This window comes from Mycobacterium sp. NGS40 (genome assembly GCF_059812735.1).
The window spans coordinates 1-17,445 of sequence record NZ_JCALDG010000032.1 but is presented as its reverse complement, the minus strand read 5'-3'; the positions used below and the strand labels follow the sequence as shown (position 1 = coordinate 17,445).

The 17,445-nt window shown below is 68.1% G+C and carries 20 protein-coding genes and 2 pseudogenes; 15 read left to right on the top strand and 7 right to left on the bottom strand.

Annotated features, from left to right (window positions below; genetic code table 11):
- Positions 1-27: 27 nt before the first annotated feature.
- The 3 genes from merB to merA form a co-directional block, all read right to left on the bottom strand.
- Positions 28-672 (bottom strand): organomercurial lyase MerB, encoded by a 645-nt coding sequence (merB, locus tag AC5Y5O_RS28575; protein ID WP_010596911.1) that lies wholly within the window; start codon positions 670-672, stop codon positions 28-30.
- Between the two features lie 71 nt (positions 673-743).
- Positions 744-1,187, bottom strand: a complete 444-nt coding sequence (locus AC5Y5O_RS28570) for a MerR family transcriptional regulator (RefSeq protein WP_010596912.1) — start codon at positions 1,185-1,187, stop codon at positions 744-746.
- Positions 1,188-1,205: 18 nt separating this feature from the next.
- The gene (gene merA / locus AC5Y5O_RS28565; RefSeq protein WP_010596913.1) at positions 1,206-2,645 is read right to left on the bottom strand and encodes a mercury(II) reductase; all 1,440 of its coding nucleotides are present in this window, start codon (positions 2,643-2,645) and stop codon (positions 1,206-1,208) included.
- A gap of 128 nt (positions 2,646-2,773) precedes the next feature.
- On the opposite strand from merA, the gene AC5Y5O_RS28560 reads away from it, so the two are divergent.
- From AC5Y5O_RS28560 to AC5Y5O_RS28530, 7 genes and pseudogenes are all read left to right on the top strand, one after another.
- Positions 2,774-3,163 carry an ArsR/SmtB family transcription factor gene (locus AC5Y5O_RS28560; RefSeq protein ID WP_026138108.1) on the top strand — a complete coding sequence of 130 codons (390 nt, stop codon included), beginning with the start codon at positions 2,774-2,776 and terminating at the stop codon, positions 3,161-3,163.
- The gene (merT, locus tag AC5Y5O_RS28555) at positions 3,163-3,462 is read left to right on the top strand and encodes a mercuric ion transporter MerT (RefSeq protein ID WP_010596915.1); all 300 of its coding nucleotides are present in this window, start codon (positions 3,163-3,165) and stop codon (positions 3,460-3,462) included. Before AC5Y5O_RS28560 ends, merT begins: the two co-directional genes overlap by 1 nt.
- On the top strand, positions 3,459-3,965 hold the full coding sequence (locus AC5Y5O_RS28550) for a TlpA family protein disulfide reductase (RefSeq protein ID WP_010596916.1): 507 nt from the start codon (positions 3,459-3,461) through the stop codon (positions 3,963-3,965). The genes merT and AC5Y5O_RS28550 overlap by 4 nt, the downstream gene beginning before the upstream one ends.
- On the top strand, positions 3,962-4,858 hold the full coding sequence (locus AC5Y5O_RS28545; protein ID WP_010596917.1) for a cytochrome c biogenesis CcdA family protein: 897 nt from the start codon (positions 3,962-3,964) through the stop codon (positions 4,856-4,858). The genes AC5Y5O_RS28550 and AC5Y5O_RS28545 overlap by 4 nt, the downstream gene beginning before the upstream one ends.
- Positions 4,855-6,234: a dihydrolipoyl dehydrogenase family protein gene (locus AC5Y5O_RS28540; protein WP_010596918.1), complete on the top strand. Its 1,380-nt coding sequence runs from the start codon at positions 4,855-4,857 to the stop codon at positions 6,232-6,234. The genes AC5Y5O_RS28545 and AC5Y5O_RS28540 overlap by 4 nt, the downstream gene beginning before the upstream one ends.
- Before the next feature lie 117 nt (positions 6,235-6,351).
- Positions 6,352-7,305 (top strand): tyrosine-type recombinase/integrase, encoded by a 954-nt coding sequence (locus AC5Y5O_RS28535; protein ID WP_017682183.1) that lies wholly within the window; start codon positions 6,352-6,354, stop codon positions 7,303-7,305.
- Positions 7,306-7,382: 77 nt separating this feature from the next.
- Positions 7,383-8,120: pseudogene (locus tag AC5Y5O_RS28530) on the top strand (transposase); the annotation flags it as partial.
- Positions 8,121-8,342: 222 nt separating this feature from the next.
- Here AC5Y5O_RS28530 and AC5Y5O_RS28525 read toward each other — a convergent pair.
- A complete protein-coding gene (locus AC5Y5O_RS28525) occupies positions 8,343-8,582 on the bottom strand; it encodes a hypothetical protein (RefSeq protein ID WP_224866092.1) in 240 nt (79 codons plus the stop codon).
- Between AC5Y5O_RS28525 and AC5Y5O_RS28520 the strand changes: the two are divergent.
- Positions 8,469-9,724, top strand: a pseudogene (locus AC5Y5O_RS28520) (IS256 family transposase). The gene AC5Y5O_RS28525 and the pseudogene AC5Y5O_RS28520 overlap by 114 nt on opposite strands.
- Positions 9,725-10,015: 291 nt before the next feature.
- Here the strand turns inward: AC5Y5O_RS28520 and AC5Y5O_RS28515 are convergent.
- On the bottom strand, positions 10,016-10,765 hold the full coding sequence (locus AC5Y5O_RS28515; RefSeq protein ID WP_047040843.1) for an IclR family transcriptional regulator: 750 nt from the start codon (positions 10,763-10,765) through the stop codon (positions 10,016-10,018).
- Positions 10,766-10,835: 70 nt separating this feature from the next.
- On the opposite strand from AC5Y5O_RS28515, the gene pcaH reads away from it, so the two are divergent.
- From pcaH to AC5Y5O_RS28480, 7 genes are all read left to right on the top strand, one after another.
- Positions 10,836-11,633 (top strand): protocatechuate 3,4-dioxygenase subunit beta, encoded by a 798-nt coding sequence (gene pcaH, locus AC5Y5O_RS28510; protein WP_043416460.1) that lies wholly within the window; start codon positions 10,836-10,838, stop codon positions 11,631-11,633.
- Positions 11,633-12,202 (top strand): protocatechuate 3,4-dioxygenase subunit alpha, encoded by a 570-nt coding sequence (gene pcaG, locus AC5Y5O_RS28505; protein ID WP_043416462.1) that lies wholly within the window; start codon positions 11,633-11,635, stop codon positions 12,200-12,202. The genes pcaH and pcaG overlap by 1 nt, the downstream gene beginning before the upstream one ends.
- On the top strand, positions 12,199-13,404 hold the full coding sequence (locus AC5Y5O_RS28500; protein WP_043416463.1) for a lyase family protein: 1,206 nt from the start codon (positions 12,199-12,201) through the stop codon (positions 13,402-13,404). The genes pcaG and AC5Y5O_RS28500 overlap by 4 nt, the downstream gene beginning before the upstream one ends.
- Complete coding sequence (pcaDC, locus tag AC5Y5O_RS28495; RefSeq protein WP_047040849.1) at positions 13,401-14,582, top strand: bifunctional 3-oxoadipate enol-lactonase/4-carboxymuconolactone decarboxylase PcaDC; 1,182 nt, start codon at positions 13,401-13,403, stop codon at positions 14,580-14,582. The genes AC5Y5O_RS28500 and pcaDC overlap by 4 nt, the downstream gene beginning before the upstream one ends.
- A complete protein-coding gene (locus AC5Y5O_RS28490; protein WP_047040851.1) occupies positions 14,579-15,277 on the top strand; it encodes a 3-oxoacid CoA-transferase subunit A in 699 nt (232 codons plus the stop codon). Before pcaDC ends, AC5Y5O_RS28490 begins: the two co-directional genes overlap by 4 nt.
- Positions 15,274-15,963 carry a 3-oxoacid CoA-transferase subunit B gene (locus AC5Y5O_RS28485; protein WP_047040853.1) on the top strand — a complete coding sequence of 230 codons (690 nt, stop codon included), beginning with the start codon at positions 15,274-15,276 and terminating at the stop codon, positions 15,961-15,963. Before AC5Y5O_RS28490 ends, AC5Y5O_RS28485 begins: the two co-directional genes overlap by 4 nt.
- A gap of 71 nt (positions 15,964-16,034) precedes the next feature.
- Entirely contained in the window at positions 16,035-16,523 is a 489-nt protein-coding gene (locus AC5Y5O_RS28480) for a cupin domain-containing protein (protein WP_047040871.1), read from the top strand.
- 224 nt (positions 16,524-16,747) lie between these two features.
- Here the strand turns inward: AC5Y5O_RS28480 and AC5Y5O_RS28475 are convergent, their stop codons facing one another.
- A complete protein-coding gene (locus AC5Y5O_RS28475; protein WP_047040856.1) occupies positions 16,748-17,218 on the bottom strand; it encodes a hypothetical protein in 471 nt (156 codons plus the stop codon).
- Between the two features lie 24 nt (positions 17,219-17,242).
- A partial coding sequence (locus tag AC5Y5O_RS28470) for an IclR family transcriptional regulator domain-containing protein (RefSeq protein ID WP_286144118.1) occupies positions 17,243-17,445 on the bottom strand: 203 nt, incomplete at its 5' end.

Sequence of the window (17,445 nt, the reverse complement as noted above, 5' to 3'; positions counted from 1 at the left end):
CTGGGCACATCGGTGGCCTGGGTTGGGTCAGCGACAGCGTGGTGGTTCGGTGGCGGTGAGGACGCGGTCGCTGATCGGGCGCAGCTGGGCGTAGGCGTCGGCGACGGGCAGCACGAGCCCGGTGGGGTGCCGGCTCTGCCAGTCGGCGGCCGCCACGGCGGTGGCGAAGTAGCGGCCGGGGTTGCAGGTGGTGGCGCGGACCCGGGTCGGGTCGAGTTCGTCGGGGCCGGGTACAGAGATGACCGCGGTGGCCGGGTCGAGGCCGCTGACCCCGGAGGCCGGGTCAACGGACAGTCGGATGGTGGTTCCGGTTGCGGCGCAGGTGGATTCGACGGTGGCGGGGCGACCGATGATGGCGGGGAACAGCAGGGTGTCGGCGGCGCACCAGGTGTAGAGCTGGTGGCCGTCGACGGTGAACCGGTGCGGGGTGGGATTGAGGGTCAGGCCCCAGCCGAGGATGCGGTGCCGGTCGTCGTATTCGATGTCCGCGGCGGCGGGCGCGTTCTCGACGTCGGCGACGCTGGCGCCGGCGGCGGTAGCGAGCTGTTCGATGGTGATCGGTTCACCGGCCGCGAGCAGCCGCATCGCGGTGCCCATCAGGTTCGTTCCCGTATTGGCGGTGGAGTCGAACAGTGTGTCGACGATGGTGGTGGCGAACGGGTTGGTCGTCATCGCTGGTGTCCCCTCGGAGCGTGTAGTCACGGGTGTGGGATCGAGTGTCGGGCTTGCCACCGCAGGGAAGGTCAAGCGCCGCAGCCGCATGTCCTCGGATCCGGCACCCACGGCGGGGCGGCGGCTCGGTCGTGGCTGGTCGCCCGGGTCAACGCGTCGTGGTGGTGGTGTTCGAACTCGTCGATGCGGCGGCGCTGCTCGTCGAGGTCGCGGATGCGGTCCTCGATCCGGGTCCGGGAGCGGGCCAGTAGTTCGGCCAGCTGCGGTCCGACCGGCCGGGCGCTGTCGTCGCAGGTGGCGGCGAGCTGACGGATTTCGGCCTCCGTGAGGCCGAGGCCGCGCAGGGTGGCGATGACCTCGACGCACCACAGCGCGTGTTCGTCGAAGAGCCGGTATCCGGCCCGGCTGCGGCCGAGGCTGTAGATCAGGCCCAGGTCGTGGTGGCGGCGTAGTACTTTCGCCGGCACTCCGGTGCGGCGGGCCAGGTCTCCGATGGTCATCACCGGTGTGTTCATGACGGCTCGATCCGGTCCTCAGCCCGCGCAGCAGGACAGCTTGGCGACATCGGCGGTGAAGGTTTGGGCGGTGAGTTTCAGCGCTTCGGCCATGGTCAGATACGGCGCCCAGGTGCGGGCGAGCTGGTCGACGGTCATGCCCGCGGTGATCGCGTACCCGGCGGCGGTGATCAGATCCCCGGCACCCTCGGCGACGGCGTGCACGCCTAGCACCCGCCCGGTCCCGGCCTCGGCGACGAGTTTGACCACACCACGGGTGTCCCGGTTGACCAGGGCACGCGGCACGTTCGCACCGGTGAGCAGCCGCGACTCGGTCCGTAATCCGGCTGCGGCGGCTTGGCTGTCGGTGTGGCCGACCGCGGCGATGGCCGGGCTGGTGAATGTCACCCGCGGCAGCGCCGTGTAGTCCAGGGTGCGGCCGGCGTGCCCGAGGGCGTTGCCGGCGGCGAGTGTGCCCTGCGCCGCCGCGACGTACACGAATTGGGGGCCGCCGGCCACGTCGCCCGCGGCCCAGATCCGCGGGTTGCTGCTGCGCTGGTGGGCGTCGACGACGACGGCGCCGCGGTCGTCGGTGCGTACCCCGACCGCCGCCAGATTCAATCCGGGGGTGTCGGGGCGGCGGCCGGTGGCGATGAGCAGCTGGGCGGCCCGCAGTTCGGTGGTGGCCCCGTCGGCGGTGCGGACGGTGACGAGTTTCTCGCCGCCCTCGGCCAGTGCCTTGTCGAGGGTGGCGCCGGTGAGCACGGTGATGGCTTCGTCGGCGAACACCTGCGCGATGGCCCGGGAGATCTCGGGTTCCTCGAACGGCGCCAGCCGATCCAGGGCCTCGATCACCGTGACCCGGGTGCCGAGCCGGGCGAACAACTGTGCCTGTTCGAGACCGATGGCGTTGCCGCCCACCACGATCAGCGACCCCGGCAGGACGTCGAGCTCCATCGCGGTGGTCGAGGTCAGATACCCCGCCTCGGCGAGCCCGTCGGTCGGCGGCGCCCACGGCGCGGCGCCGGTCGCGATCAGGTACTGATCGGCGTCGATCACCCGCGGGCCATCGGCCCCCTGCTCGACCCGCAGCACCGGTGCGTCGGTGGTACCGGTGAAGACGGCGGTTCCCGAGACGATCTCCCAGCCGTAGTCGGCGGCCAGGTCGAGGTACTTCTCGCCGCGAAGCCGGTCGACCAGCGCGTTCTTGCCCGCGATCAGCTCGGCGAAGTCCACCGGTGCCCCGGTCGCCGCCAGCCCCGGGAACCGGTCGGCGCTCGCCGCGGTGTGCCGGGCCTCCGCGGCGGCCAGCAGCGCCTTCGACGGCACGCAGCCCACGTTCACGCAGGTGCCGCCGATCGCGGCGCGCTCGACCATCACCACCCGTTTGCCGAGGTTGACCGCGGCGATGGCGGCGGCGAACGCCGCCGAACCGGAACCGATGATCGCCAGATCGGCGCGCGGGGATGTCGTGGTCACGGCGGGTTCTCCTTGCTGGGGGACTCCGGTCACGGAACAGGTTGCTATTCGCGTTGACGAATATCTCCGGACATCATACTATGCGCTTATCCGAATAGTTCAACTTTCTTCTTGTGGAGGCGATCCCCTTGCCCCGGTCCACGACCGCCGCCGTCACCGCGCCCGGTGGCGAGACGGCCTGCACGCACCTGGATGCGACGGCGAAGTTCTTTCGCGCGCTGTCGGATCCGACGCGGTTGAAGCTGCTGGAGTTCATCTTGGCCGCCGAGCGCACCTCCGCGGAGTGTGTCGAGCATGCCGGGATCTCCCAGCCGCGGGTGTCGGTGCACCTGTCCTGCCTGGCCGACTGCGGTTATGTGACCGCGCGCCGTGACGGCAAGAAGCTGCGCTACTCCGTCGGCGACCCACGCGTCGCGGACCTGGTGATGCTGGCCCGCTCCCTCGCCGCCGACAACGCCGCCGCGCTGACCTGCTGCACCCGCATCGACACCGCTCGTGTGAACGGAGCAGGACATTGATGAACGTACGCAACAACTCCACGGGGATCGGCGGCCCGCTCGCGGTGGTGGGTGCCGCCGTGGCCATGATCGTGTGCTGCGCCGGACCGGCCTTGATCGCGGCCGGTGCGCTCACCGCCCTCGGCGGTGCGCTGCGCAGTTGGGGACCGATCGTGGCCGCCGCGGTGATGGTCCTCGCCGCCGTCGGCTACACCGCGCGCCGTCGTAAGCCGCCGCAGCGAGGGACAGTCCGCGGACTGCTGGGCACCCGCCGATCGCATCAGCCCAACGCGTCGACCGATCGGAGTTCCCAGCCGTGACCACGCCGATCACCCGACGCACGGTGAGCGCGGCGCTCGCCGCCCTGGCGGTCACGGTGCTGGCTGCCTGCGGCACCGACACCGCCTCGCCCCGCGCCGCCACCGACCCCGTCACGGTCACCGCGCTGTCCGGGGCGCCGGTGACCGTGCCCAGCGGCAAGCCGACGGCGATGTTCTTCTTTTCGGTCGGCTGCGGTGAATGCGTGGGCGGCGCGAAGTCGCTGTCGCAGGCTGCGCGACAACTCGGTGACACCGCCGCTTTCGTCCTGGTCGACATGGATCCGGCCGAACCTGCCCAGGTCGTCACCGACTTCCAGCAGCAAACCGGGACCGACACCGTGCCCGCGGTCATCGACACCGATGCGACCCTGACCAAGCGGTACTCCGTGGCCGCCCTGTCGACCCTGCTCGTCGTCGACCCCGGCGGTGCGGTCGCCTACCGGGCCGCCGACCCGTCCGCCGATCAGATCACCGCCGCGCTGGCGAAGGCCGGGGACCGGTGAACGGGCTGCTGGCCTTGGCGTTCACCGCGGGCATGCTCGCCCCGGTCAATCCGTGCGGTTTCGCGCTGCTGCCGGCCTGGATCACCCACACCCTCGGCGACACCGCCACCGAACCGCTCGGGGTACGCACGGCGCGGGCGCTGCGAACCGGCGTCGCTTTTACCCTCGGGTTCGCGGGCACCCTGGCCGTGGCGGGGCTGGCCATCAGCGCCGGTGCCCGCGCGCTGATCAGCGCCGCGCCGTGGCTCGGTCTGGTCGTCGGTGTCGCCCTGGTATTGCTCGGTGTCGTCATGTTCACCGGCCGCGTGCTCGGTCTGCGACTGCCCACCCGAGCGCTGCGCCCGGCCACCGGGCCGGGCGGCACAACCGGGATCGTCCTCGCCGGGATCGGCTACGCCGCGGCGTCGCTGTCGTGCACGTTCGGGGTGCTGCTGGCCGTCATCGCCCAGGCCCAGGCCACCGCGGGCTGGGGTGCGCTGCTCGCGGTGTTCGTCGCCTACACCCTCGGCGCCGCGACGATCCTGCTGCTGGTCAGCCTCGCCGCCGCGGCCGCCGGTACCGCGCTCACCCACCATCTCGCCGCCCTCGCCCGGCACGGCACCCGCATCACCGCGACCGTGCTCATCCTCACCGGCGCCTACCTGGCCTGGTACTGGCTGCCCGCCGTCACCGGCGACACCACCGGCACCAACGGATTCGCGGCCCTGTCCACCACCGCCAGCACCTGGCTGCAGAACCACACACCACTGATGGCGACGATCGCGGCACTGACCGTGCTCACCGCCGCCGTCACCGTCCTCGCTCACCGCATGATCCGGCGCCGCGTTACCGATGCCGCACCCGTCGACTGCTGCACCCCGACGACCGTCATCGAGGAAGGGCGCCCGCAATGACCGAACGCTACGACACCCTCGTGCTCGGCGGCGGAATGTCCGGGCTGCCACTGGCGCTGCGCGCCGCCCGCCACGGCCGGGTCGCCTTCGTCGAGAAGGAACTGCTCGGCGGGACCTGCCTGAACCGGGGCTGCATCCCCACCAAGACGATGATCGCCTCCGCCGCCGTCGCCCATCAGGCCCGCCGCGCCGCCGAGTTCGGCGTCCGCGTCGGCGGTCCGGTCACCGTCGACCTGGCCGCCGTGGTGGAGCGTAAGAACACCCTCGTCGATTCCATCCGGGCCGGATCGTATCGGGCCGTCGAAAAATCCGCCGACCTCGACTTCTACCACGCCGCAGGACAATTCACCGGTAACCGGCGCCTCACCGTCGACGGCACCACCCTGACCGCGGACCGGATCATCCTCGCGACCGGCACCCGCACCACCCTCCCGGCCATCGACGGCTTGGATGCCGTGCCCTACTACACCTCCCGCACGCTGCTCGACCTCACCGAACTACCCGCCCACCTGCTCGTCGTCGGCGGCGGCTACGTCGGCTGCGAATTCGCGCAGATGTTCCGGCGATTCGGCGCCGAGGTCACCATCGTCCAGCGCGCCGACCGGCTGCTGCCCGGGGAAGACCCCGACATCAGCGCCGCCGTCGCCGACGGCATGACTGCCGACGGCATCACTGTCGCGACCGCCACCACCTGTACTCACGCCGCCGGGACGGCCGGCAACATCCGGATCGGCTGCACCGGCACCGAGACCGCCGAGATCACCGGCAGCCACCTGCTGCTCGCCACCGGGCGCACCCCCAACACCGACGCCCTGGGCCTGGAACACCTCGACCTGCAACCCGACCCGCACGGCTTCCTCACCGTCGGCGACACCCTGAACACCTCCGCCGACAACGTGTGGGCGATCGGCGACCTGCGGGGCGGGCCGATGTTCACCCACACCGCCCGCGACGACGCCGACATCGTCTACCGCACCGTCTACCGCGACCAGGACCGCACCACCACCGGACGTGTCGTGCCGCACGCGGTGTTCACCGACCCCGAAGTCGGAGCCGTCGGCCTGACCGAACCCGCCGCCCGCGCAGCCGGCTACGACGTGATCATCGGCCGCCAGAACTTCACCGGCGTTGCCAAAGCACGCGCCATCGGCAACACCCGCGGCCTGGTCAAATTCGTCGCCGACGCCGCCACCGACCGGATCCTCGGCTGCCACATCGCCGGACCCGACGGCGGCGACCTCGTCCACGAAGCCGTCATCGCCATGACCTGCGGCGCCACCTACGGCCAACTCGCCGCCGCCATCCACATCCACCCCACCCTCGCCGAAGCCGTCAACGCCGCCGCCGGCGGCGTCCACCGACCCGCCGCCGACTGATCCCACAGATAACACCCTGTTATCTGTGGCACCATGAAACCCGGCCTGCGACGACTCCGCTCCGGCGGTGCGCGAAGCGGCCCTGTTATCTGTGGCAAGCAGGCCAGGGAGGTCACAATGTTGTCGTCCGGGATCACCGTCCGCGCCGCCGGCGACGGCTTCCTCGACTCGATCCGCTCCCCGAACACCCGCCGCTCCTACGCCATCGCCGTCGATAAGACCACCGCCAGGCTCGGCGAGGCCCGGCCGCTGGCCAATGTCGCCGACGACGAGATCGGCGAAACCCTGGAAACTTTGTGGGGCGAGGCGGCGGTCAACACCTGGAACGCCCGCCGCGCCGCGGTCGCGTCTTGGCTGGCGTGGTGCCGCGAGCACGGACACCTCGCCCCGGCGGTCCCCGCGTGGGTGAAACGCTCCACCCCGCCGGACTCGGCCACCCCGGTGCGCTCGCGCACCGCGATCGACCGGCTCATCACCCGCCGCGACATCGACCTGCGGGATAAGACGCTGTGGCGGATGCTCTACGAAACATGCGCCCGCACCGAGGAACTGCTCCAGGTCAACATCGAAGACCTCGACCTGGCCGGGCGGTGCTGCCCGGTGAAGTCCAAGGGCGCCAAGCCCCGCACCCGCCGCCGCGGCGCCGCCCATCACGAGTACGCGCACGAGCTCGTGTACTGGGACGCGGGTACCGCCCGGCTCCTGCCACGCCTCACCAAGGGCCGCACCCGCGGACCGCTGTTCGTCACCCACCGCCGACCCGGACCCCGCAAAGCCGTCGCCGACCGCGACATCTGCCCCGACACCGGCCTGGCCAGGTTGTCCTACGGCCAGGCCCGCGCCCTGCTCGATGCCGCCACCGCCACCAACGGACCCGGCACCGGCTGGGACCTGCACGAACTCCGGCATTCTGGCCTGACGCATCTCGGCGAGGCCGGAGCCAGCCTGCTCGAGCTAATGGCCAAGTCCCGCCACCGCAAACCCGACAACCTGCGCCGCTACTTCAAACCCTCACCGGCGGCCATGCGCGGCATCACCAGCCTCCTCGGTCCCGACCGCGGCCACCGATAGCGGCCACCAACAACGACTCGTCCGTCTACCCGGACCAGGCGCTACGCGAACCTCGTTGTTTTTTGCGCCATTACTGCCGGGACCCCGGCGTCACCGGGCAGATCATCGTGCGCGGTGACAGCGCCTATGGATCGCGGGCGGTGATCCGGGTATGCCGCCGCTACGGGGCGGTGTTCTCGCTGGTGCTGACCCGCAACGCCGCGGTGCAACGCGCCATCGACAGCATTCCCGAGAACGCCTGGACCCCGGTGAAATACCCGGGTGCGGTGCTCGATCGCGAGACCGGGGCCTGGATCTCTGATGCCGAAGTCGCTGAAGCCGTCTACACCATGGCCAAAACCGGCACCTATGAGGCGGTCACCGCCCGGCTGATCGTGCGCCGGGTCAAAGACGCCAACCAACCCCAAGACGGGCTGTTCCCGATCTGGCGGTATCACCCGTTTTTCACCAACACCACCGAGTCGGCCACCGACGCCGACATCACCCACCGCCGCCACGCCATCATCGAAACCACCTTCGCCGACCTCATCGACGGCCCCTTGGCCCACATTCCCTCCGGGCGCTTCGGCGCCAACAGTGCCTGGGCCGTCTGCGCCGCGATCGCCCACAATCTGCTGCGCGCCACCGCGACCCTGGCCGGGACCCGTCACCGCACCGCGCGCGGGGCGACCCTGCGCCGTCACCTGGTCAATATCCCGGCTCGTCTGGCCCGACCCCAACGACGACCGATCCTGCACCTACCCCGGCACTGGCCCGCCGAACCAGCATGGATGACCCTGTGGCACAACACCATCGGCCACCGATCCAGCGCCTGAACCACCGACCACCCGACCCGACAACCAGGAACCCGACAGGAAAAGCTGGACAGACCAGCGGCCTCGTCATGCCCACCACCAGCCCGGATCAAGACCATCAGCTCAACCGGCCACCACACCGTCGGTCGGTGGAATCAGGCTTAGTGAGAGGAATGATCAGAACCTGTGGATGAGCCTCGGCGTGGGGGCGTGAAAATGAGCGCACCTTCCCGAGGATGATCATCACGGAATCAGGTATTCGATCAAGACCGGCGTTGGCGCGCTGGTTGGGAAGGTACGCCCATGCTCACCGTAGTTCACGACGGCGCGGAGGCCAACGACAACACCGACAGTGGTGCTGGTCGGTCGTTGTTGGATGAGATTGTCCGTGATGGCGCTCGGCAGATGCTGGCCGCGGCGTTGCAGGCCGAGGTCGCCGCCTACGTGGCGCAGTTCGCTGACCAGCGCGATGACAACGGCCACCGATTGGTGGTCCGCAACGGCTACCACCAGCCGCGCGAGGTGCTGACCGCAGCCGGTGCGGTGCAGGTGAGGGCCCCGCGGGTCAACGACAAACGTGTCGATCCCGACACTGGTGAACGCAAGCGGTTCTCCTCGGCGATCCTGCCGGCCTGGGCGCGCAAGTCCCCGCAGATGTCCGAGGTGTTGCCGCTGTTGTACCTGCACGGGTTGTCGAGCAGCGATTTCACCCCGGCCCTGGAGCAGTTCCTCGGCTCCGGTGCCGGGTTGTCGGCATCGACGATCACCCGGCTCACGTCGCAGTGGCAAGATGAGGCCGCCGCGTTCGGTCGTCGCGATCTGTCGGGCAGCGACTATGTCTACCTGTGGGTCGACGGCATCCCCCTCAAGGTCCGCCTGGACCAGGAAAAGCTGTGTCTGCTGGTGATGCTCGGTGTGCGCGCTGACGGCCGCAAGGAGCTGGTGGCGATCAGCGACGGCTACCGTGAATCGGCCGAGTCGTGGGCCGATCTGCTGCGCGACTGCAAACGGCGCGGCATGACCGCCCCGTGCTCGCCGTCGGTGACGGTGCACTCGGGTTCTGGAAAGCGGTCCGTGAGGTGTTCCCGGCCACCAAAGAGCAGCGCTGCTGGTTCCACAAGCAAGCCAATGTTCTTGCCGCACTGCCGAAATCAGCACACCCGTCGGCCCTGGCGGCACTCAAGGAGATCTACAACGCCGAGGATATCGACAAGGCCCAGCTCGCGGTCAAGGCCTTCGAGGTCGATTTCGGCGCCAAGTACCCCAAGGCGGTCGCCAAGATCACCGACGACCTCGATGTGCTGCTGGAGTTCTTCAAGTACCCGGCCGAACATTGGATCCACCTGCGCACGACGAACCCGATCGAAAGCACCTTCGCCACAGTGCGACTTCGGACCAAGGTGACAAAAGGCCCGGGATCGCGAACGGCCGGACTAGCGATGGCCTACAAGCTGATCGACGCCGCCTCGGCCCGCTGGCGCGCCGTCAACGCCCCGCACCTGGTCGCCCTGGTCCGCGCCGGCGCGGTCTTCCACAAAGGCAAACTGCTCGAACGCCCCACCGACATCACCCCACCAACACCGCCCTCAGACGACGATCAGGACGCCGGAACGGAGGTCGCCTGAAACACCCCGATCCACAGGTATTGACAATTCCTCCAAGTGACGATTCGCGAGGTGAGAGTGCGAGGTGGGCAGGATGGATTCCGCCGCTGATCGTTGAACGGCGGACCCTTTGCTGATGCTTTCTCAGCTTCAACTGGGGGATCGGTCGCGTCTATCCCTCCACCGCGGCGCGGACTCCGATTCGCGCCAGATGTCATGGCAGTCACCACTTTTTCGACGGCTAGCGACGGTGTCGCGTTTTGTCAGAAGCCGCCCGACAGCACAGCGATCGCTGCTGCGGCGGCCCGTGGGTCACAGCAGCCGGACGATGCCGCGGGCAGCCACCTGCAGGGCGCCGAGCAGTCGCTGGCGACCTCGCTTCAACGACGGAACTACGACGGCGATCGCGGCCACCACAGCGTCGTCGGACTGCCGGACGATCGGCACGGCCAGTGAACAGGCGCCTAGCGACATCTCTTCCACGGTGGTAGCCAACCCCTCGCGCCGCACCCCCTCCAACTGTCGGGACAGCACCGCAGGCTGGGTGATTGTGTAGGGAGTAATCGGAGTCAGATTGGCAAACACCTGATCCTGGACTTCGCGTGGCGCGTGCGCCAACAGCACCTTGCCGACGCCGGTGCAGTGCATCGGCAACCTGCTGCCGACGGTGCTAACGATCGGCACGGATGCCCTACCCATCATCCGCTCGAGGTACAATACTTCGTTGCCGTCGCGTACCGCGAGGTGCACGGTGGCGAGCGTTGCCGCGTAGACATCGTGCAAGAACGGCTCTGCGACCTGCCGTAATCCGCCTCCGACCGGGGCGAGCAGCCCAGCGCTCCACATCAGTCGGCCGACCTCGAAACGACCGTCCGTGCGGCGCTGCAACGCCCCGCCCGCAACCAGTTCGGCAGCCAGCCGGTGGGCCGTGGCCATCGGCAGGCTGGCCCTACCCGCCAGTTCGGACAGCGTCAGTGTCCGGTGCCACTCATCGAAGGCGGCGACCATGCGCAGCAAACGAGAAGCGACGCTGGTGCCGGGCGTTGAGGTATTTCCCGCCACTCACGGATCCTTTCCGCTCAGTGGTAATCTAGCGTAGGTCAGTCGCCGAGGAGCCAATAGTGTCAAGGCTATGACAGCAGTGATCGACCCCGATCCCGACGGCGGGTTGCCGAGGCAGCAGGCGATCAGCGCGGAGATCGAGGCGATCGAGTCCGAGTATCAGCGCGCTGGCATCGAGGAGACGCAGCCGCGGCTCGGCTACGCGCCCTACCGCAGCAGCCTGCTGCGTCATCCCACGAAGGACCTACACCACGCTGACCCGGAGGGCGTCGAGCTGTGGACGCCCTGCTTTTCCGAACGCGACGTGCATCCGCTTGAATCGGACCTCACCATCCAGCACTCAGGCGAACCCATCGGCGAACGGATAGTGGTGACCGGCCGGGTGGTCGACGGCGACGGACGGCCGGTGCGACGTCAACTCGTCGAGATCTGGCAGGCCAACGCCGGCGGTCGCTACATCCACAAGCGTGATCAGCACCCGTCCGCGATCGACCCCAACTTCACCGGCGTCGGCCGCTGCCTGACCGATGACGACGGAAGCTACCGCTTCACCACGATCAAGCCAGGGCCGTATCCGTGGAGGAACCACCGCAACGCTTGGCGCCCAGCCCACATCCACTTCTCGGTGTTCGGAACGGAATTCACGCAACGGCTGATCACCCAGATGTACTTCCCCGGCGACCCGTTGTTCGCGCTGGACCCGATCTATCAGTCGATCACCGACCGAAAGGCCCGAGACCGACTGATTGCCAACTACGACCACGACGTCACCACCCACGAATGGGCCACCGGATACCGGTGGGACATCATCCTCACCGGCGCGACGCGCACTCCGACCGAGGATCCCCACCGCGGAAGCGAACACTGATGAATACCCTGCTCACCGCCACCCCGGGGCAGACCGTCGGACCCTTTTTCGGTTACGCACTCCCGTTCGACCGGTGCGACCAGCTGGTTCCGGCCGGCTCACCGGGTGCCGTCCAGCTTTCCGGCTTGGTCCTCGATGGTGACGGCCAGCCTGTTCCCGACGCCCTACTTGAGATCTGGCAGGCAAACGCCGACGGCACCATCCCCACGTCCACCGGCTCGCTACACCGGGACGGCTGGACCTTCACTGGGTGGGGCCGCGCCGGCACCGACGATGGCGGACGGTACAACTTTTCCACCGTCATCCCAGGTCCCTGCGATCCCGGTGCGGCACCGTTCTTTCTGATCACCGTGTTCGCCCGCGGGCTGCTCAACCGGCTGTTCACCCGCGCCTACGTGCCCGGGGGGCAGCTGGCCGGCGATCCACTGCTGGCGTCCCTGCCGCCCGAGCGTCGCGACACGCTCATCGCCACCCGCGAGGGCGCCGGACTACGCTTCGACATCCAATTGCAGGACGCGCCAGGCAAACCCGAGACGGTCTTCCTGCGCTACGCGGGACACCAGCGATGACTGACCTCTTCTGGCCGGGCGACGACCTCGCAGGCGACCTGATGAGCGGCCCCGCATTCCTCGAGGCCATGGTGGCCGTGGAACGGGCGTGGCTGGACAGCCTCGTCGACGCCGGTATCGCACCGCAAGAGGCGCGTGCCAGCTTGGCAGACCTCATCGCCGACGCCGACACCGAGTCGATCGCCCGCCGCGCCGCCACCGACGGCAGCCCCGTCAGCGCTCTGGTCACGTTGTTGCGTGAGCGCTCAACGGCGGCGACAGCCCGCTGGTTACACCGCGGGCTAACCAGTCAGGACGTCGTCGACACAGCGCTCGTCATCTGCGCCCGTGATGTCCTCATGCGCATCGGCGACGAGTTCACCGTCCAAGTCCGGGCGCTGTCCGAGCTCGCTGAGAGGCACCGGAGCACACCAACACTCGCGCGTACCCTGACCCAGGCCGCCCTACCAAGCACCTTCGGCGCCAAGATGGCACGTTGGCTTACCGGCATACTGGACGCCGCCGAACCGCTGACCGGGCTGCTGCCCTCGCTGCCGGTGCAGGTCGGTGGCGCGGTGGGAACGCTGGCGGCGGCTACCGAATTGACCGGTTCGGTGGACGGCGCCATCGCGTTGAGCGACGCGCTCGCCGGCGCACTGCGGCTGGCGCCGGCTCCGCCCTGGCACACCACCCGCTCGGCGATCACCCGCATCGGGGATGCGTTGGTGAGCTGCTGCGACGCCTGGGGGCACATCGCCGCCGACATCGCGACCGGTAGCCGGCCCGAGGTCGGCGAGCTGGCCGAGGGGACTGGTGGCGGCTCATCGACGATGCCGCACAAGAACAATCCCGTCCGCTCTGTGTTGATCCGGCGCACCGCGCTCACCGCGGGCACCTTGGGCGCCACCCTGCACCTGGCCGCAGGAGCGAGTGTCGACGAGCGCTCCGACGGCGCGTGGCACGCCGAATGGGCCACACTGCGCACGCTCGCCCGCCACACCGTCGTGGCGGCCATCCAAGCCTCCGAACTGCTCTCCGGGTTGCAGGTGGACACGGCGCGGGCGGCCGCGAACCTGGCCGACGCGGGCGGGCTGCTCACCGAACAACGTGCAATGACCGAGTTGACCGGTAGCCCAGCACGGCCCGACTACACCGGTGCCGCCGATCGGCTGATCGATTCGACCTTGAGTCGGGCCCGCCGCTTCATCAAGTCTGCGTCATGACCATTCCGGCCTTGGCCACAATCGACTTCGGCGGACCCGACGGTGCGCCTGTCCTCGTGCTGGGGCCTTCACTGGGTACCTCGGCAGCCACGCTGTGGAGCGCTGCGGCTGGATGGCTGAGTGCGCACGCCCGCGTCGTCGGGTGGGACCTACCCGGTCACGGTCGAGGCGGTCCTGGCGAGCCCTTCACGATCGCCGAACTCGCGGTCGCCGTGCTGGCACTCGCCGACGACATGCACGCCGAGACCTTCCACTACGCCGGTGATTCGCTCGGTGGCTGTGTCGGTCTGCAGCTGATGCTCGACGCGCCGCAACGGGTGGACTCGGCGACCCTACTGGGCACCGGTGCGTTGATCGGCACCCCAGCTGGCTGGCTCGAGCGCGCCGCCACCGTCCGCGCCGAGGGCGTCGAAACCTTACTCTCGGGCGCGGCCCAGCGGTGGTTCGCGCCGGGCTTCGTCGACCGGCAACCAGGTGTCGGCGCGGCGCTGCTGGACACCCTCAGCCACACCGATCCGGAGTCCTATGCGCAGGCCTGCGAGGCCCTCGCGGCATTCGACGTCTCCGACCGATTGCGCGAGATCGTCACTCCCGTCCTGGCCGTGGCAGGCAGCGCCGACGTGCCCACACCGCCGGAGTCATTGCGGCGCATCGCCTCCGGTGTCCAGGACGGTGACCTCGTAGTGCTCGACGGTGTCGGCCACCTGGCACCCGCCGAAGCCCCGGACCGGGTCGCCGGCCTCATCGCAGAGCAGGTGGGTATTCCGCAGCCTGCGACTAGGACCGTCGAGGATGTGTGTCGCGCGGGAATGGCGATACGGCGCCAGGTGCTCGGCGACGGGCACGTCGACCGGGCAATCGCCGGTACCACCGACATGACCGCCGATTTCCAGCACCTGATCACCCAGTACGCCTGGGGAACCATCTGGACACGCCCAGGTCTAGACCTTCGCAGCCGCTCGATGATCACCCTGACGGCGCTGGTCGCGCGCGGGCACCGCGAGGAACTGGCGATGCACCTGCGAGCGGCCCGCCGGAACGGTTTGAGCAACGACGAGATCAAGGAGCTGCTGATGCAGACTGCCATCTACTGTGGCGTCCCCGACGCCAACTCCGCGTTTCGCATCGCCGCCGAGGTATTGCCGGAATTCGACGAGGACGAGCGGGCGTCGTCATGAGCCGCACCGCCGTCTGCGCCGCCGCCCACGAAGCCGTCGCCGGAATCGCTGACGGCGCCACAATTCTCGTCGGCGGATTCGGCATGGCGGGCATGCCCACCACACTCATCGATGCGATCATCGAACAGGGCGCCGCCGAGCTCACCATCGTCAGCAACAACGCGGGCAACGGCGACACCGGTCTGGCCGCGCTGCTGGCTGCCGGTCGGGTCGCGAAGGTCATTTGTTCCTTCCCCCGACAGGCCGATTCGTACGTGTTCGACAGGCTCTACCGGGACGGCATGGTCGACCTCGAAGTGGTCCCGCAGGGCAACCTGGCCGAGCGGATCAGAGCGGCAGGCGCGGGCATTGGCGCGTTCTTCTGCCCGACCGGTGTCGGCACCCCGCTCGCCTCGGGCAAGGAGATCCGCACGATCGACGGCCGCGACTACGTGCTGGAGTATCCGATCCGCGGCGACGTCGCACTCATCGCAGCACACCTGGCCGACCGGGCCGGAAACCTGTTGTACCGCAAGACTGCTCGCAACTTCGGTCCGGTCATGGCGACCGCCGCCACGCTGACCGTCGTTGAGGTCTCCCGCGTCGTCGAGACCGGAGGCATCGACCCCGAGACGGTCGTGACGCCGGGTATCTTCGTCGACCGCATCCTCGACCTGTCCTCGATTCCCGCCGCCCGCACCGAGGCCGCCTCGTGACGGGAACGCTCGATGCAAGGACACGGCGTCGTGTCGAGCATCTCGACCGTGGCCCGTTGGACCGCGGGGAGATCGCCGCGATGATCGCCCGCGACATCGCACCTGGGTCGTACGTCAATCTCGGCATCGGCCAGCCCACGATGGTCGCCGACTACCTCGACCCCGCCGCCGAGGTGGTGCTGCACACCGAGAACGGCATGCTCGGCATGGGAGGCGCCGCGACAGGAGACGCCATTGACCCGGATCTCACCAATGCAGGCAAGGTTCCGGTCACCGAAACCCCTGGGGCGTCCTACTTCCACCACGCCGACTCCTTCGCCATGATGCGCGGCGGCCATCTCGACGTGTGTGTGCTCGGGGCGTTTCAGGTCAGCGAGCGTGGAGACCTCGCCAACTGGCACACCGGAGCACCGGACGCCATTCCCGCGGTCGGGGGTGCGATGGATCTCGCCATCGGAGCGAAGCGCGTATTCGTGATGATGACGCTGTTCGGCAAGGACAGGACCGCGAAGTTGGTTCCGGAGTGCAGTTACCCGCTGACCGGGCTTCGGTGCGTCAGCCGGCTGTATACCGAGTACGCGATCTTCGACATCGACAACGCCGGAGACGGACGCGTGCGCGTACTCGAGACCTTCGCCATCAGTATCGCCGCGCTCGAGAAGCGCTTGCACATAGCTCTGTCGTGACCCTGGCGCTTGGGTCGCCGAAAAGTGACTCCATGCTCGCTCAGCGACGAAATTCCCAGAGGAGTGGATTGATGACCCTATCCCGTGACGAGCTAGCCGATTTCGCCGAAAGTATGGCGCGCGCAGGGGATCGCGACACCCAGCACGTGACCGAGGAGCACCTCGTCGTGAACTCCACCGAGGCACACTGGATCCAGACCGGAAGCCCATCAGAAATTGGATTGCTTCTGCGGATACCCGCCCGCTCCATTGAGTTCTTCCTGCAGAAGATCCCCGCCGGTGCGGGCAGTGACCTTCATCGACACGTACACGAGTCAGTTCACTTCGTGCGACATGGCTCGGGCTGGTCGGAGATTGGCGATCAACGCGTAACGTGGAGCGCAGGCGACTTCGTGTATACGCCGCCGTGGGTATGGCATCGCCACTATGCAGATGACCAACAGGACGTCGAGATGATAGTCATCGAGAACTCCCGCCTCCTGGCTGCCGTGGACGCAACCCAGAGGGAAACCAGGGGCAACGTTAGCTTCGCCGAGGCTTTCGGCGTCGGCGACACGTAAGCAGTGGAGAAATTGTCAAGGTAATCGCTTCGAAGGGCGCTTGACGACGGCGGTCAAACACACGGCGGCCGGTCAACCCATCCACGGCGCTAATGTCCAGCCGCCCTGCAACTTTCGTGGCCGCGGCGTCTCCCGGCGAAGCAGGCGGCCTGATCTGCACCCGTGTTGTCGGCCCACGGGTTGTGCGAGTAAAGCGCAAAGTGATCACGATGCGGTCACATGCGTTATTCGTCGAACCCTTCATCTGGGATAGCAAACGCCGCCCTGGCGTTGTCGTTGAGATTTGCAAATCCATCGATAACCACCCGGGCCACGCGGGTCTCATGGTCGACAATGCGGATCAGCCACGTGTGAAAGGCCGCACCGGTGAATTCTTCGCTGACCGGCGAAGGAGCTCTCCAGCGACGGAAGAAGAACTCGAGTCGTGTCGTCAGCTCGATGACATCCTCCTGCACCGGAACGTAGGAAAGTACTTGACGCAGTTCGAGGCGTTCGTCGAAAATCCCGTCCCGCTGCGTGAGATACAACCGCAGACCATTGAGTCCCTTCCATTGGTGGCCGCCGCGAAAGCCGATTTCGAAGTCGTCTGTGAGGACGGTTGCGAACATTTGCTCGGCCGGCGAGTGGCGCTGTTCTAAGCGCAGGTAGTCATCGATCGTCGAAACGAACGCCGGCAGGTCGGGGGTACTCGACACAGAACATCTCCTTTGCCAATGTAGTTAGACCAGCTTAGTAGCAAGCTCTGCGGCAGCTTCGCCGATGATGCCAGCTACTTTGCGGACATGTGATGGCCGTAACCGATAGCTCGGCGCTGATGCATTTAGTGCCAGCCTCACGTCGGGACCTCTTGCAGGTATGGCGACAGCAACGGATGCGACACCTTCTTCGCTTTCCTCCCTACTGGTCGCGAAACCGCTCTTTC